This window comes from Marinobacter sp. DY40_1A1 (assembly GCF_016597815.1).
GTDB lineage: Bacteria > Pseudomonadota > Gammaproteobacteria > Pseudomonadales > Oleiphilaceae > Marinobacter > Marinobacter xiaoshiensis.
In genome coordinates this window covers 1,161,455-1,176,221 of record NZ_VCHA01000001.1, presented here as the reverse complement: position 1 = coordinate 1,176,221, position 14,767 = coordinate 1,161,455, and the positions used below count along the sequence as shown (strand labels likewise).

Annotated in this window: 14 protein-coding genes; 3 read left to right on the top strand and 11 right to left on the bottom strand. The window is 53.3% G+C overall.

Annotated elements, in window-relative coordinates; all coding sequences use genetic code 11:
* Window position 1 precedes the first annotated feature (1 nt).
* The 7 genes from FFI61_RS05380 to FFI61_RS05350 form a co-directional block, all read right to left on the bottom strand.
* The gene (locus FFI61_RS05380; RefSeq protein ID WP_200369508.1) at window positions 2–1,120 is read right to left on the bottom strand and encodes a patatin-like phospholipase family protein; all 1,119 of its coding nucleotides are present in this window, start codon (window positions 1,118–1,120) and stop codon (window positions 2–4) included.
* Between the two features lie 18 nt (window positions 1,121–1,138).
* A complete protein-coding gene (locus FFI61_RS05375; protein WP_227714609.1) occupies window positions 1,139–2,041 on the bottom strand; it encodes a DUF4892 domain-containing protein in 903 nt (300 codons plus the stop codon).
* Window positions 2,042–2,045: 4 nt separating this feature from the next.
* Window positions 2,046–2,990, bottom strand: coding sequence for an alpha/beta fold hydrolase (locus FFI61_RS05370; RefSeq protein ID WP_200369507.1), 945 nt, complete (start codon window positions 2,988–2,990; stop codon window positions 2,046–2,048).
* Window positions 2,991–3,004: 14 nt separating this feature from the next.
* Window positions 3,005–3,355, bottom strand: coding sequence for a PilZ domain-containing protein (locus tag FFI61_RS05365; protein WP_200200787.1), 351 nt, complete (start codon window positions 3,353–3,355; stop codon window positions 3,005–3,007).
* Between the two features lie 90 nt (window positions 3,356–3,445).
* Window positions 3,446–4,477: a DNA polymerase III subunit delta' gene (locus tag FFI61_RS05360; RefSeq protein WP_200369506.1), complete on the bottom strand. Its 1,032-nt coding sequence runs from the start codon at window positions 4,475–4,477 to the stop codon at window positions 3,446–3,448.
* Window positions 4,470–6,584: a DUF3488 and DUF4129 domain-containing transglutaminase family protein gene (locus FFI61_RS05355; RefSeq protein ID WP_200369505.1), complete on the bottom strand. Its 2,115-nt coding sequence runs from the start codon at window positions 6,582–6,584 to the stop codon at window positions 4,470–4,472. Before FFI61_RS05355 ends, FFI61_RS05360 begins: the two co-directional genes overlap by 8 nt.
* Complete coding sequence (locus tag FFI61_RS05350) at window positions 6,581–7,612, bottom strand: DUF58 domain-containing protein (RefSeq protein WP_200369504.1); 1,032 nt, start codon at window positions 7,610–7,612, stop codon at window positions 6,581–6,583. Before FFI61_RS05350 ends, FFI61_RS05355 begins: the two co-directional genes overlap by 4 nt.
* Before the next feature lie 335 nt (window positions 7,613–7,947).
* On the opposite strand from FFI61_RS05350, the gene FFI61_RS05345 reads away from it, so the two are divergent.
* Window positions 7,948–8,541 carry a hypothetical protein gene (locus FFI61_RS05345; protein ID WP_200369623.1) on the top strand — a complete coding sequence of 198 codons (594 nt, stop codon included), beginning with the start codon at window positions 7,948–7,950 and terminating at the stop codon, window positions 8,539–8,541.
* 165 nt (window positions 8,542–8,706) lie between these two features.
* Here FFI61_RS05345 and FFI61_RS05340 read toward each other — a convergent pair whose 3' ends face one another.
* Both FFI61_RS05340 and FFI61_RS05335 read right to left on the bottom strand, forming a co-directional pair.
* Entirely contained in the window at window positions 8,707–9,570 is an 864-nt protein-coding gene (locus tag FFI61_RS05340) for a DUF6160 family protein (protein WP_200369503.1), read from the bottom strand.
* A gap of 176 nt (window positions 9,571–9,746) precedes the next feature.
* Window positions 9,747–10,340, bottom strand: a complete 594-nt coding sequence (locus tag FFI61_RS05335) for a hypothetical protein (RefSeq protein ID WP_200369502.1) — start codon at window positions 10,338–10,340, stop codon at window positions 9,747–9,749.
* A gap of 185 nt (window positions 10,341–10,525) precedes the next feature.
* Between FFI61_RS05335 and pabB the strand changes: the two genes are divergently transcribed.
* Window positions 10,526–11,929 (top strand): aminodeoxychorismate synthase component I, encoded by a 1,404-nt coding sequence (pabB, locus tag FFI61_RS05330; protein ID WP_227714607.1) that lies wholly within the window; start codon window positions 10,526–10,528, stop codon window positions 11,927–11,929.
* A 54-nt stretch (window positions 11,930–11,983) separates the two neighbouring features.
* On the opposite strand, the gene thrH is transcribed toward pabB, so the two are convergent.
* Window positions 11,984–12,598 carry a bifunctional phosphoserine phosphatase/homoserine phosphotransferase ThrH gene (gene thrH / locus FFI61_RS05325; RefSeq protein ID WP_200369501.1) on the bottom strand — a complete coding sequence of 205 codons (615 nt, stop codon included), beginning with the start codon at window positions 12,596–12,598 and terminating at the stop codon, window positions 11,984–11,986.
* A gap of 241 nt (window positions 12,599–12,839) precedes the next feature.
* On the opposite strand from thrH, the gene FFI61_RS05320 reads away from it, so the two are divergent.
* On the top strand, window positions 12,840–13,562 hold the full coding sequence (locus FFI61_RS05320; RefSeq protein WP_200369500.1) for a phosphoadenylyl-sulfate reductase: 723 nt from the start codon (window positions 12,840–12,842) through the stop codon (window positions 13,560–13,562).
* A 29-nt stretch (window positions 13,563–13,591) separates the two neighbouring features.
* Here FFI61_RS05320 and cysB read toward each other — a convergent pair whose 3' ends face one another.
* The gene (cysB, locus tag FFI61_RS05315; protein WP_200200796.1) at window positions 13,592–14,569 is read right to left on the bottom strand and encodes an HTH-type transcriptional regulator CysB; all 978 of its coding nucleotides are present in this window, start codon (window positions 14,567–14,569) and stop codon (window positions 13,592–13,594) included.
* Between the last annotated feature and the right edge of the window lie 198 nt (window positions 14,570–14,767).

Sequence of the window (14,767 nt, the reverse complement as noted above, 5' to 3'; positions counted from 1 at the left end):
CTCAAACTGATAGCGGCCCAGAACTGTTCCGGTTTTCCTCAAATCGGTCCAAAGCGGCAGCCATGCATTCGCGCCCAAGCTGAATCAACTCAGGCGCTTTATGAAAGTCGTATGTCCGGCAGGCATTTTTGGGAACATTCACTAATAAATCAGGCGGATAACCCGCAAGCTTGTACTGCACCAAAGCACTTTGCATGGTTTCGATCGTCAGGTTCATCACATCAAACTTGCCGATACCCAGCTTGTCCCAGTTGATCGTTTCATGCTCTTCCTGGTACTTTTTTTCGTTCTTCTTGCTGCGTTCTTTTTCAACTTGCTTGTGAATTTTTTCTTCCGGGCTTTCATCTTCGCCTGCGCTCGCCCTCCCAACACCGAGGGATCTTAGCGAGTTCCAGTCAAGCCAACGGGAGGCCTTATCTCGGAACGTATCCATCAGCGCATCCGGGCCATCATCCTCGGATTCACTTTGGTACCCGCTAAAAGCAGCATCGGGAATACGCTGGCGCCGGTCATTTTCCCCACTGAGATTCACGGCCACAACCAGATCTGCATGGGCAGAAATAGTCGGCATGATGGGTAGCGGATTAAGCAACGCACCATCAACCAATACACGGCCGTCAAGAACCAGAGGGGTAACTACACTAGGAATGGCAACGGACGCCCGGATTGCCCTGTCCAACGGCCCCTCCTGAAACCAGATTTCCTTATGTGCCAGCAAATCAGTGGCGACAGCCGTATAGTGCAGCGGCAGGTTTTCGATACGGGTGTCGCCCAGCATTTCGCGGACAATTGAAAAAATCTTTTCACCCCGAATCGCACCAACAGCATTGAAGGTCAAATCGAGCAACTTGAGCACATCAAACTGGCCCAGCCCGGTTACCCAGTCTTTATAGTCCTGCATCTTGCCGGCAGCGTACATTCCGCCTACAAGGGCACCCATAGAACAGCCGGAGATTGCCACAATGTTGTAGCCGCGCTCTGCCAGAATTTCGATAGCACCAATATGGGCATAACCGCGGGCACCACCACTACCAAGCGTGAGAGCAACCGTTTGGCGTTTGCGCTCCGGGACTTTGTTTTCTGAGTTTTCAGGAACCTTGGCTACAGGGTTATCCGGCACGTTACTACCTCATTCCATTTAGCGCGTTATAACCATTACTTCAACCCGATCACCCTGACGTGCCGGATCTGTCACCACTACGGACGGCCCAACAATAACCAACTCCTGCTGCTGCCTCGATACTCCGGTTTTAGCCAGAACTTCGGAAAGGGACTCAACCGCTCTGCGAGCGCGCTCCATGGAAGCACTGAACGATTCCCCATCTCCTAGCGCGGAGTAACCTACAAGTACCACTTTGGCGCCCTCAGCGCGTGCAAGCTCACTGACCTTGCGGCGATCCGTAGCCTGCCAGTCAAAGCGGTAGGTAACGCCACCCTGCCAGGGTACTACCACTGGCCCTTCAACCCTGCTGGTAGCCGACCCAAGCCCAGGGACAACGGCCCCAGTGGCAACCTTCAGGTGTTCAACCCATACATATTCCCTGAGGTTGCCCCGGGTAACCGTGTAAACAGAGGTCAGCCAGCGGGTGCCATCGTCGGCCACTACACCTGCCACCAAGTAATCCTGAGTGCCATCACGGCCATAAAGAACCGGCTGATTGAAAATCTGGTTTGCCCACACATTACTGCGGCCACAACGGATGCCAGAACACTCGAACAGGATCTGTGCACCGCGCTGGTTGAGCTGGCCAAGATAGTGTTCCAGTGCTTCCCGGCGATTTGCGTCCCGGGAAATCTGGTAAAGGCGTCCTTCCCCGGAAACCGGCAATCGGGCCATGGTTTCGGAGCGAATCTCGTTGTTAACTTCGCGCACAGGGCTGAACAGCACAAGGTGACCGCTAGACTCGATACGGGTAGTCACTTCCAGTGCTGACTGGGCAAAGGGCTGCGGCGCGGTCTCAGGGGTCGCAGCAGTGGCGAAGCTGGAGCCTGCCGAAAGCAAAGCAGAAACCAACAAGCTAAATACAAGATTCTTTGGCAAGGTATCACTCATTCTCAAGAAAATGTCTGACAGCATCGGCAACCGGGCGGGTATCCCCATCAAGATGACAATGATGCCCACCAGGCACATCAATCGTTTTCAAATCTGATATTGCGTCCGCACGGCTATCAAGCCCTTTACGTTTCGCCAGCAGCCCTTCACGAGCCCTCACAAACAGCGTTGGCGCTCTAACTGCTTTGAGAGAAGCCAAAACCTGCTCCTCAGTCATCATCAATGGAGACGGGTGCCGTAAACGGGCATCTGTGCACCACCCGTATCCTTCACCCTCGGGTTTTACATTACGGGAAACCAGAGCCAGCGCCGCTTCATGGCTCAGGGGGCTAAACCCGCCCTCACGAACTTTGGCAGCAGCAACCATATCCGGATAAACCACAGGGCGTCCAGAGCCGGCGATTCGCTTTTTAATGGCTTTGCGCAACTGTGGAATCGTTTCGCTGGCCGGATGACTCAGTGCGCCGAGGCTGTCGATCATCACCAGCTTGCGCACCCTGTCCGGAAACGCTGCTGCATAGAGGGCACCCACAATGCCGCCCAATGAATGCCCGACAATGTCGACTTGCCCAGCCTGACCTTCACCGCAAAAGTGCGTTTCGATCAACTCGGCAAGATCCGCTACGTAATCCATCAACTGGTAACTCTGCCCCGGTGGGCGGTGACCAGATCGCCCATGGCCCGCCATATCCACTGCGAACAATGCCGCCCCCTTCGCCAACTCTGGCGCTATTCGGGAGAACGTCAGACTGTTATCCAGCCAGCCGTGAAGCATTATAACGGGCGGGGCCGCGGGATCAGAGCCTTCATGGGACTCTGGAGAGCCCTCAGCGGGCCAGCTCAGGCCCGTGAGCGTGATGTACTGCAACGGCCACAGCATCTCGCGTACCACTGCACCGCTGCCCTGAATATCGGGCGATAGGGCAAGATCGTTCATTTGTTTAATGCCCCTCACATTGTATGTGTTGGGCGATCAGAGCTCAGAGAACCGGCAAGATAGGATTCAATCTTGGTTTTTGCGCTTTCATCATCACCGTTGAACTGTACGCCAATACCAGCCGCCCGGTTACCCTGCGCACCCTTGGGTGTAATCCAGATAACCTTGCCTGCAACCGGAAGTTTTTCTGGCTCATCCATCAGGTTCAGCAACAAAAACACTTCATCGCCGAGCTGGTATTGCTTTTGCGTAGGTATAAACAGACCGCCCTGGCGAATGTATGGCATATAGGCGGCGTACAAAACCGCTTTATCCTTGATCGTCAGGGTAAGAATGCCGCTGCGCGCACCGAATCCGGGCCCCATATCTGACACCTTCTGAAATTGGTTATTTTAGGTTAAACAAAAACCCTTTATAACTCCCGATGATAGCAGGAGTTCTTGCGAAAAGCGTAATCAGGACGCACGACGCTTTGTGGGCATAAGCTCGCGCCAGGCAATCAGCAATCGGCTGGCCTCAAGCTCGGGGTTTACGTTGTATACACCAGCCATGCGAGCCTCCCGAATTTTGTCCAGCAGATCGTGGGCGCGCCAGGCCGGGTTATTGCTGGCCAGAAACCCTAGCATTTCTCCGGCTTCATGGTCGCTCGCTTTGCCTCCAGCGCATAACCGCGCCAAATCTGCGGCCCAGCCTTCAAACAACCACAACATATCTTCCAGCCCCAGCGCCTTGAATGCCTTTGCGGCTTCCGCTACTGCCACCTGGCCTCTCATGAACTGACGGAACTTGTCGAATGCTTCATCCCGTAACGCGGGAAACTCACCGGTAGCATATTCCAGGGCCAGACGTGGTGCATTACCTGCCAGCATTAGTGATTTTGCCAGTAACTCCGCAGATGGTTTTTTGTCACCATCCATATCCGCAGCCTTGCCAGCTAGCCACTTGTCAGCCTGCTCGGTTGACGGCAGTGAAATAGACAACACCTGGCATCGGGAACGAATAGTGGGCAATACGGGCCGACCACTTTCCTGCAGGAGTATTAGCACAAAGTCCGGTACCGGCTCCTCCAGGGTTTTCAACAGGGCATTGGCAGAGTTGACGTTGAGCTGGTCGGCGCGATCAATTACCGCAATCTTGCGACCAGCAACTTGCGGTGATGAGACTGCGAACGCCGAGAGCGACCGAATCTGCTCGATTCGTATCATCCGGGACTTTTCCGGTGAAAACACCCGAACATCCGGATGGCTTGATGCTGCCAGCAGTTGGCATTGACGGCACTGGCCGCAGGCAATCGGCGTTCCGGCCTCCTTGTTCAAGGGCGCAGAACATAGCAATATGCCAGAAACTGCATCCGCCCATGCGCGCTTGCCTACACCACACTCCCCCGTAACCAATAAAGCATGGGGAAGCCTGCCATCAGACAGAAGGCCTTGGATCATCTGCCAGGGTTTCTGCAGCCAAGGCATTTCTAGGGCAATATCAGTCACTGTGTTTTCCTGATTGGGCGTTGGAACTCGATATGCGAGGCTGAGGTTTACCAGCTCTACGAAGCTGTCGCTTCATGGTACTCAGCAATCTGCGCAGGCGCTTCAGTTCATCATCAGTGGCACGAGTAGAACCCGCCGCAGATGCAGCACTATAGTAATGGCTGTTAACCATCCGGGCAAAAAGCCTTGCAGAATCGGCTACCGCAGGTTCAGCAGTCGCTAGTCTTGAAGCCAAAGCTGCCGGGGTTTCGCCACTTCGAACCGGCACCCCTGCGCGCCCACACAGCTGATACCAACCATTCAACACGCGCATGTGACGATCCCGGCTGCGCCCCCTGCGCATTTGCAGAGCCGATATCAGGCCCGCAATCAAAAGGCCTGCACCGACTATTCCGGCGGTGAGGTAGCCCAATTCTTTCATACCAAACCCGCCGGGCAAACGGGACATTAGATTCAGCTGGCTCTGCCCCTGATAACCCACTACCCAGCGCTGCCATTGGTAATTGATGCGATCAAGCTGCTGGCTTGCCCATCTAATGGCGGCCACGTTCCCATAACGCTGGGCTGATGCCCAGTTGTTCTCAAGGAAAGAACCTTCTTCGGCAACTGCTTCTCGCAAACCAGATTCAATCCTGCTTGGGGAAATAACAGCGGTGGGATCAATTCGAATCCACCCCTGGCCTTCAACCCATGCCTCCACCCAAGCGTGGGCATCGTACTGGCGCACTACCAGATATTCATTGCCCGCCCCGCTTTCACCGCCCTGATAGCCCACCACAACCCTCGCAGGGATTCCGGCGGAGCGCAGCACAAACGTGGTTGCTCCCGCGTAATGGGCACAGAACCCGCGCATTTCATCAAAAAGCAGGCTGTCTATGCCGTCGCTTGGCATTCTGGGCGGGCGCAAGGTATAGAAGTAGGGCTGCTCGCGGAACCGGTTCAATAGGGTGCGAATTACGCCCATATCATCAGTGGACTGCCGTAGCTGTTCTGCCAATTCGCGAGCTCTCGGGTTACCCGATGCCGGTAATTGTAAATAACGCCGCGCTTCACCGGGCGCTAGAGCTTCGCTTACTTGCTCACCGGAATCATCTAATGCCAACCTGTAACGCACGGCGCTATCTGCAGGCCGGCGGAAGCGAAACAGATCGCCTGACTCCTTTACCACGTTGTCTGAAACCGCTACGGAATTTTCGAGCGCAAACGCCCAGCGCTGGTCCGTTGGCTCCATCAAGACATCGTATTGCCCGGGCTCAAGTTCACCTATGCCGCCGTCCACATCAACCCGGCCAGGTCGCCGGAAAGGCTCGTAACCACTCTGGCGCCAGGTTCCATTATCGAGAGTATCCAGTATCAGCCCCCGCCAGTACCTGTCCCGGTGAGCTGGCATGGGGCCGCCAAAGGTCACCCTGAAAGCTCGTGCACTGCTTTGCGCAAGATTGGATATATCCCCTGGCCGCATGGTGTCACTGATTCCACTGCGGGCCTGACCAGAAACCAAAGGCACACTCCAAAGCGGCTCCATGCGCGGGAAAAAGACAAACAACAGCACAACAACCGGCAGCACTTTAAGGAGCATGCTTGCCAGCCTGCGCCAGCCGGCTTTTATGCCTCCGGGCAAGTCCGGTGCATTGAGCACCTGCAAGCCAATCAGTAATAAGGCGATGGCGCCGATGTTAACCAGCGCCCAATGGATTTCCTGATGAAACAGAAAGTTCACAGTGGCCAGATACACCAGAATATAAAACAGCACATAGAAATCACGGGCAGTGCGAGTTTCCAGCCATTTCAAACCAACTGTGAGTACAAAGAACGAAGCCGCGGTATCCACGGTAAAGCTCCCCTGCACACGTACCAGGTAAACTGCAATCAGCGCCAACATAATCCCGGTTCGCAACCAGCGCCCCGGCAAACGCACTCGGCCTTGCTGAGCCAGCCAACGCCAGCTTGCCAAGGCGACACACACAAGGATCAGCCACACGGGCAGCCGGTCAATTTGCGGCGACAGCAAGAGCGCAAAGCTTGCCATCAACCAGAGCAGCGCCCGGGATGGCAGGCTGTCGCTTTGCTTTTCAGGTTCCGGCGTTGACCGGCTCCAAAAACTCATATCTTCGCCCCTGCCGTCGCTTTCTTACCTGAATCCGTATTGCTGCGCGTGCCGTGGGGCGCGCCTTGCATATCCCTTGGCTTTTCCTGGCCCCAAACCGCCAGTGCCCGAAGGCAACGGGTTGCATGGGCCTGGCCAGAGTCAGGTTCTATTACCTGGCCGGGCAGATTCAAACCAAAACGCGCCCCACTCTTGCCACGCTCAATCACAAGCCAGGACAAGTAACTGAGCCGTAATTCGTGGTCAGTGCCGGAAAACGCATTAAAATCCAACCAATGAGGGCTGCCTCTATCGGCCTCCCAATCCGCCACCACCATTTGGCCGCTGCGGGCAAAACGCTTCCACATAACGCGCTGGCTCATATCCCCATCGCGCCAGGGTCTTAATTCAGCATGATCATTACCCTCGGGAGAACGGGCACTTGCCGTTTGATCACCATCGTCCACCGCGCTGATAACATCGGGGGCGGCAATTGGCCTGGGAAACACAACGCCTGCTGAAACCGGCCTCATCCAGGACCAGGCCTTGAGCAAACCAAAAGGGAAACGGGTTTCAATTCGAATGCTGTCTGGGCGCAGATAGCCCCGGAAGGCAGAAACTACGGGCAATGCCACATCGGCAGACTGCCCGGATGGCACATGGCCCAGGCGAACCTGAGTATCTTCGTCTGAAAGCGTAATGGCTATGGCGTCGTCTTTACCTGCGGCAGCCCGTAGGCGAAAAAGAATGTCATCGCCGGCAAAGCCTTCCCCCGCTTGCACCAATGTGAGCTCCAGACCAGAAAGGTTTCGGTGGGTTTGGTGCATGGCACCCACAAACACGGCACCAAGGAGAAAAGTGACCAGATAAATAAGACTGTTCTGATAGTTAATGGCAGTAAGCAGCATGATCAGCAACAGCACGCCGAACACCACGCCCGCGGCCGTAGGCAAGATGAAGAGCTTTCTTTGGGTAAGTAGCTGGACATCGGAGCGCGGAATTCGACGGTTGATCCAGCGCTGCCAGCGGCTGCGGATTAGTCTGCTCATTATGTCCCTGAGGCCGGAAAAATTGATATAAGTTCAACACATCGAACATTCAGTGCCATGTTAACCCGCATCGCAGCGCTTTTATAACTCTACGACCAATCAAGGATTCTGATCACAAACTGACACTCACACCCTTGAAATGATGCGGAACAACCCGAATACTGCTTGATAGAGATGCGTACTGATTGCTGTAACCTCAGACACGCCTCGTACCTGAGTTTATCGCAGCAAGAGGCCAGATTATGAAACACCTGAACCTGCCAGGCGGGTACAAACTCCGCGTGGCCAGCCTTATTAAAAGTACCAATAAAAGCACCACCCCTATCGCAGCGGCCATGGCCGCGACACTCGCAGCAGCTGCGATGCCGGCGTTTGGGGGTGTTCAGTCCATGACTTCCGATGAAATGGTCGACACCTACGTTAAAGATTCTGCGGTTATTGTCGTACCCAGAGAAGGTCGTAAATCGGAAGCCGACCGCCAGCGCATTATCCGCTCTCTCACCATTTCCCCAGGTGAGCCAGTTGTTACCGAAGCGGAAGAAGAAGCCTACCGCGAAGGCCTGCAACGGCTTACCGAAGAAGGCCAATCGGACGCACTGGTTAGCGCTGAAGAAGAATTCCTGCGCCGAGCGCTACTGCTCCCTCAGGAAGAGCTGGCAAGAGCCCAGCCCCAGGCAGACTTTACGCCGAACATTCCACCGCTGATCTTCGGCCAACAGATGCAGATTCCGGATGAGCCATTCACCCAATCGTTTCTTAACGATCAGCTGGGTATTGGTTTTGACGGGCAGAACCTGAACTTCTCCATCGGTAACCCACCGGGAATAGATCAGATTCAGCTGCCACAGGGGATTAATGAAGGGCCCATTTTGTTAACACCCAGACCGGGTGGTGGGTTTGATCTTTCTATCAGGGTGCCTGATCAGTAGGTAGTTCTGCCAAGCTCAATAAGGACTTAAAAAAACGGCCGCTTGTATTCTCAAGCGGCCGTTTTTTATTGACTGTAATCTTACACAGATCTTTTATTCAATTCCCGGAAACAAAAAACGCCCCGACGAACGGGGCGTTTTAACACTACTGGTGTTCAGGTCAGATTAGTGACCGTATACCGCCAGCTTGGTGTTGGTTACAGCTACGTTGTCGAGAGCAACAGAACCGATAGAGGCTCCACCGATTTCGATGCTGGCAACTGACACGTCCATAAAGATGTTGTTCACATCGATGCGGAGTACGTCTGTTGCTGTAGAAGCGCCTAGACCAGTACCTTTGTATACGTCGAGGTTAGCATTGGCAAATGTTGTAAATACAGCCTGCTCCTGCGGTGACATTGTTGACAAATCGGCGCCATTGGCTGCGTAGAAAGCTAGAGCATCAGCATCAGAACCAGCACCAGTGATCTTAAGACCCTGAACGCCAATACCCAAGAAATCAACGTCGAAGTTCATATTCTGAACGTCGAATGCTGCTACCAGGTTCAGGTGATCAGTAGCTGTATCAACCTTGATATCCAGCTGAGCCAGCATACCAAAGCCGCTCAGATTCGAGATCAGAGTTGTGCTATCACTACCAGTATTACCTGCCAACAACTGCATGGAACCAACTTCCAGACCCCAGTCGATCGGGTTACCATCAAGCGTGCCAACGTGAATAATCGCGTCACCGTCGTCAGCGATGTCGATATCAACCTTGATCTGGTCCAGCAGGTCATTAAAACCAGCGCCAGCACCGATTGCAGTAACACCAGCACCACCAAGAACGATGTCGTTCACGGCGAAGGAACCTTCATCCGTATACTTGAACTGGCCAATAGACACTTTGGTTTCCAGCTCAATGGTGACACCGGCCTGACCGGTTACGTCGCCCATTGCGGTGTCGTTCATGGCTTGCAGTTCTGCGTTAGCTGCGAAAGGGGCAGCAGCCATAGCAGTGATCAGAGCAATTTTCTTCAGGCCTTTCATATTGTTCTCCTTATAAACTCGTTTTGTTTTTCTTACTGAGTTTTTAGTTTTGGATGTGGAATTCGCTACTCCACAATTCCATTTAAGATTGTTTTACAGTCTTAGTCCGTGACCCCATTCACAGTTCGCTAACACAACGCTTACATCCTGTAACGAACCGGCGACTGGCTCTCATTTCAGTTGGTAGCATCGGATTCGGGTTTACTGTCATGGAAAATCTGAAAAGGCTTCTCAGTGGTAACCGGCTCTCCATAGGTCACCTGGCCATTTTCCAACTGATATGGAACAACCTTGTTACCAGAAATACCCAGGCGATGCTCAAACTCAATCACCAAGGCTTCATCATCGCTACCCTCACGAATTTTCCCCGTGTAGAGAATGACCGACCCATGAATTTTCCCACGACGAGCCACTGACTTTAGTGCCGCACGATACATAAGAATCCGTATTTGAGCGGGCGCGCCTTTCGCTTGCTCATCGATATTAATTCGCTTGACGGTGACGCCATCCTCAAGAAGCATCCAGGCCGACGGCATATTGGGCGCTGAGTCGGCCAAAGTCTCCGTATACTCATCGGTCGCCTGCTCGGTCAAATGAAGTATCTGCTGCTGACCCAGAACGGCGTATTTTGACAGCTCCAGTTTTATTGCCATCTCCTGCTCTGGCGTCAGTTCTGCGGGAGGCGTCTCCTCTGCGCCTGCTGGAGGAAGAGCAAAAAACACAGTGAGCAAAAGAGCGGTTTGCAGCGATTTACCAAGATAAGACTTCATTATTGATCCTGTTTTATTGGCGGTAGCTTCTACGCTAAGACTTGCAACTCAGCTAGAATGCGACTTTCACTAACTGAGGCAGCAGTCGTCGTTTTTTTGTATTTTCATTAGACCAGCCGCCTTCCAGGTCCGACAATGCGAAATTTGTGGCCTGAGTATCATTATTCCAATTAACCGGAGTTAATTTGCTACTTCCCCTCTCCTCGTCTCTAAGTCGCGAAGGCTACGAACTAATGCTCGCCCACGCCGCCAATCAGCCTGACTTTGCCTACCTTGGAAGCGTTGGAGCTGGTAGTGGTCGAGGTTCATTTAGTGGGTTTACGGCCTGTGCTATTTCGACAAAGCGCGTTGATTCAGGACACAGCCAGGGGCTCAACACACACCTGCTGGCCAAAGAAATGGAAGGCGTGGTTCAGCGCCACGAAACTCCGATGCAGGAATCTCAAGCCTGTTTAACAGGTGGCTGGGTGGGTTTTCTGAGTTACGAATTCGGCTACATGAAAGAACCCCGCCTTGCTCCACTGTGCCCTGCAACGTCAATCCCCCTGCTCTTTGCAGGATTTTATCTTTGGGCAGCAAGCCACAACCGAACCACCGATACGTATCACCTTTGGGTTCACCCCGAATGCCCAGAGTGGGTGCGCAGCAACCTTCAACGGTGGCAGCACACTCCACCTATGCCCAGCGAAGCCGTAACTGGGGAGACGGCAGACTGGAAAATGATTTCACCGTTCAAGTCGCGTCAACCTGCCGAAGAATTCGTTAATGGTGTCGGCGTGATCAAGGACTACATAAATGCTGGTGACTGCTATCAGGTGAATCTTTCCCAGGAGTTTCAGGGTTGCTACCAAGGAAAGCCTTGGGCGGCATTTCAGGCGCTGGCCGAAGCCAACCCAACACCTTACAGCGCTTTCCTGAAAATCGACTCTGGCTCGGTTCTGTCGATCTCACCGGAACGCTTCCTGGAAATTCGCGGCCGCACCGTGAAAACCAGCCCGATAAAAGGCACTCGGCCAAGAGGTACAACACCATCCGACGATATGGCTTATGCGGCCGAGCTGGAAGCATCCGAGAAGGACCGTGCCGAAAACCTGATGATTGTCGACTTACTAAGGAACGACTTAAGTGTGCACGCTGCGACCGGGTCCGTGTCCGTGGACAGCTTATTTGCCCTTGAGTCCTACCGGAACGTGCATCACCTGGTCAGCCACATTCGCGCCGAGTTGGCGGAGGGCGTTTCACCCATGCAGGTGCTGTTCGATGCGTTCCCAGGCGGCTCTATAACCGGCGCACCTAAAATTCGAGCCATGGAGATTATCAGGGAACTTGAGCCCCATTGGCGCGGGCCCTATTGCGGATCGGTGTTTTATCGGGGCCTGGACGGCACACTGGATAGTAATATTGCTATTCGCACTATGCTATGTGTGAAAGAAAAGGCTAAGGGGCAAGCACAGGAGCAAGGAAGTATCCGCTGTTGGGGCGGTGGCGGAATCGTTGCGGATTCAGACCCGGAAAGCGAATACCAGGAAACCCTCACCAAAGTAAAACCACTGATGGATTTCCTGGAGAGCCTTACCCAAAGCGACTAGCACCGCTCTGGGCTAAAGGCCCTTTACAAAAGGCTACTCAAAAACACCTTACGATCAAACGCTGTGAACAGCGCTCGCCTTCAGGAATTCTTTCTTCAAATCTTCAAATTCATGTACCGCCGGATACTGCGGGAACTCATCAATCACGTTTTTAGGTGCGTGGAACAGAATGCCTGCTTCCGCCTGCCCCAGCATGGTGGTGTCGTTGTAGGAATCACCCGCTGCAATAACGCGATAGTTCAATAGCTGGAAGGCACGCACCGACTGGCGTTTGGGGTCTCTCTGGCGCAGCAGGTAATTGGTAATCTGACCGTTCTCCGCCACTTCCAGCTTGTGGCACAAAAGCGCCGGGTAGCCCAGTTTTTTCATCAGCGGCATGGCGAATTCATAAAAGGTGTCTGAAAGGATCACCACCTGAAAGCGCTCACGCAGCCAGTCCAGAAACTCGCGAGCGCCTGGCAGCGGGTCCAGGGTACCGATCACTTCCTGAATGGCCGGCAGGCCGTATCCATGCTCATCCAGAATTCGGAGACGTTGCTTCATCAGAACATCGTAATCCGGAATGTCACGGGTGGTGGCCTTGAGCTCTTCAATACCGGTTTTTTCTGCAAATGCGATCCAGATTTCCGGGATCAATACGCCTTCAAGGTCAAGACATGCCAGTTCCACAGTGATCTCCTGATTCAATGGTTCAAGTGTTAAGTCTGAATGAGAGCATGGCCTGCCCCCTTTTATAGACGCGGTATCATAAGAAATATCCGGGCAAAAAGCATCGTGCATCCCAAGAAAACACCAAGATTTACCGGTCTTACCTGCCCGCCTGGCTATAACCATATAGTTGGTCATTCCTTTATGGAATTAGAGGTTTAGTGCTAATCTGCACAAAACTCGCATCAGGTACTGGTATTTTATGAGCAATATCCACGATCTACAGAACGAACTGGCCGATCAAAGCCCTAGGGCGATTCTGAAGGCTGCCTTCAAGCGCTATGAAAACATCGCTATTTCTTTTAGTGGCGCCGAGGATGTGGTGCTCATCGAAATGGCTCACAAGCTGACGGACAACCTTAAGGTGTTCACATTGGATACCGGTCGTCTGCACCCGGAAACTTACGAATTTATAGAACGGGTGCGCAAACATTACGGCATCAGCATTGAGGTTCTGTTTCCAGATGCCAATGAAGTGCAGGATCTGGTGAACCAAAAGGGCTTGTTCAGCTTTTTTGGGGATGGCCACAGCGAATGCTGTGGGATTCGCAAAGTAAACCCGCTCAAGCGCAAACTCGCAGGGGTTGACGCCTGGATTACCGGCCAACGTAAGGATCAGAGCCCGGGTACACGAAATGAGGTTCCTGTTGCACAAGAAGACGCAACTTTCTCTGGTCCCGGCAAAGCACTTGTAAAGTTTAACCCCCTGGCCAACTGGACATCCAAAGAGGTGTGGGACTACATCCGCATGACGGAAGCTCCCTACAATAAGCTGCACGAGAAAGGTTTTGTCAGTATTGGTTGCCAGCCCTGCACCCGCCCTGTGTTACCAGGGCAGCACGAGCGCGAGGGACGCTGGTGGTGGGAAGAAGCCACACAGAAAGAGTGTGGCCTTCATGCAGGAAACCTGATCGCCCGCCAGTAAGGACTGGCGGTTGATTGTTGACCAAGCGCTTAGAGAATTGGCAGTTTTATATCTTTGAACAGGGCTTCTATCTCGCTGCGGCTGCTCTGGCGCGCAACAGCAGCATCAACCACCTCTTTTGTCAGATGGGGTGCGAAGCGCTGGATAAACTCATACATGTAACCTCGCAAGAATGTACCCTTGCGGAAACCGATGCGGGTAACACTCGCGCTGAACAGCTTTTTTGCGTCCAGTGCAACCAGGTCCGGGTCCGTTTTAGGGTCAAACGCCATGCTGGCGATAATTCCAACCCCAAGCCCCAAGCGCACATAGGTTTTGATTACGTCGGCATCTGCTGCGGTAAACACAACCTTGGGCGTCAGGCCTTTTGATTTGAAGGCCTCATCAAGCTTGGAGCGCCCTGTAAAACCAAACACGTAAGTGACCAGAGGGTGCTCTGCGAGCGCTTCCAGCGTCAGCTCAGGTAATTTAGCCAACGGGTGGTCTTTGGGCACGATAACCGTGCGGTTCCAACGGTAGCACGGCATCATAATCAGATCGTTGAACAACTCCATGGCTTCCGTCGCTATGGCGAAATCAACGGCGCCCGTTGCTGCCATTTCAGAAATTTGCATGGGTGTTCCCTGGTGCATGTGCAGGGACACATCCGGGTAAGTCTCGATAAAGCCGCTGATAACTGGCGGCAATGCATATCGCGCCTGAGTGTGAGTGGTGGCTATGCTCAGGTCACCTTTACGCTGGTTACTGAACTCCTGGGCGATCTTTTTAATTCCCTCTGCCCGGCGTAAAATTTCACCTGCCTCACGAACGATAATTTCACCCCCTGGGGTGATGCGGGTGAGATGCTTGCCACTGCGGGCAAATATCTCTAACCCCAACTCATCTTCAAGAAGGCGTATTTGTTTGGAAATGCCCGGCTGAGACGTAAAAAGACTCTGGGCGGTTGCCGACACGTTGAGATCATGGTGCGCAACTTCCCAGATATAGCGCAGCTGTTGTAATTTCATGGGCTTTGTCGCTCCCTGAGTTTTGCCTTAGGCGGACTGCAAGTGGATGTATACGGGAAACAGAAGCTAAGAATACGCATAACGGCGCCGCTTTTCATTCTTTTTAAGTATAGATGGGCGCTTTGATTCAGTTTAGACCAAAATCTCGCCGGCGCAGCCTGTAACACGGGTGTTTGTTTCTCCAGCCATTGACTTGCG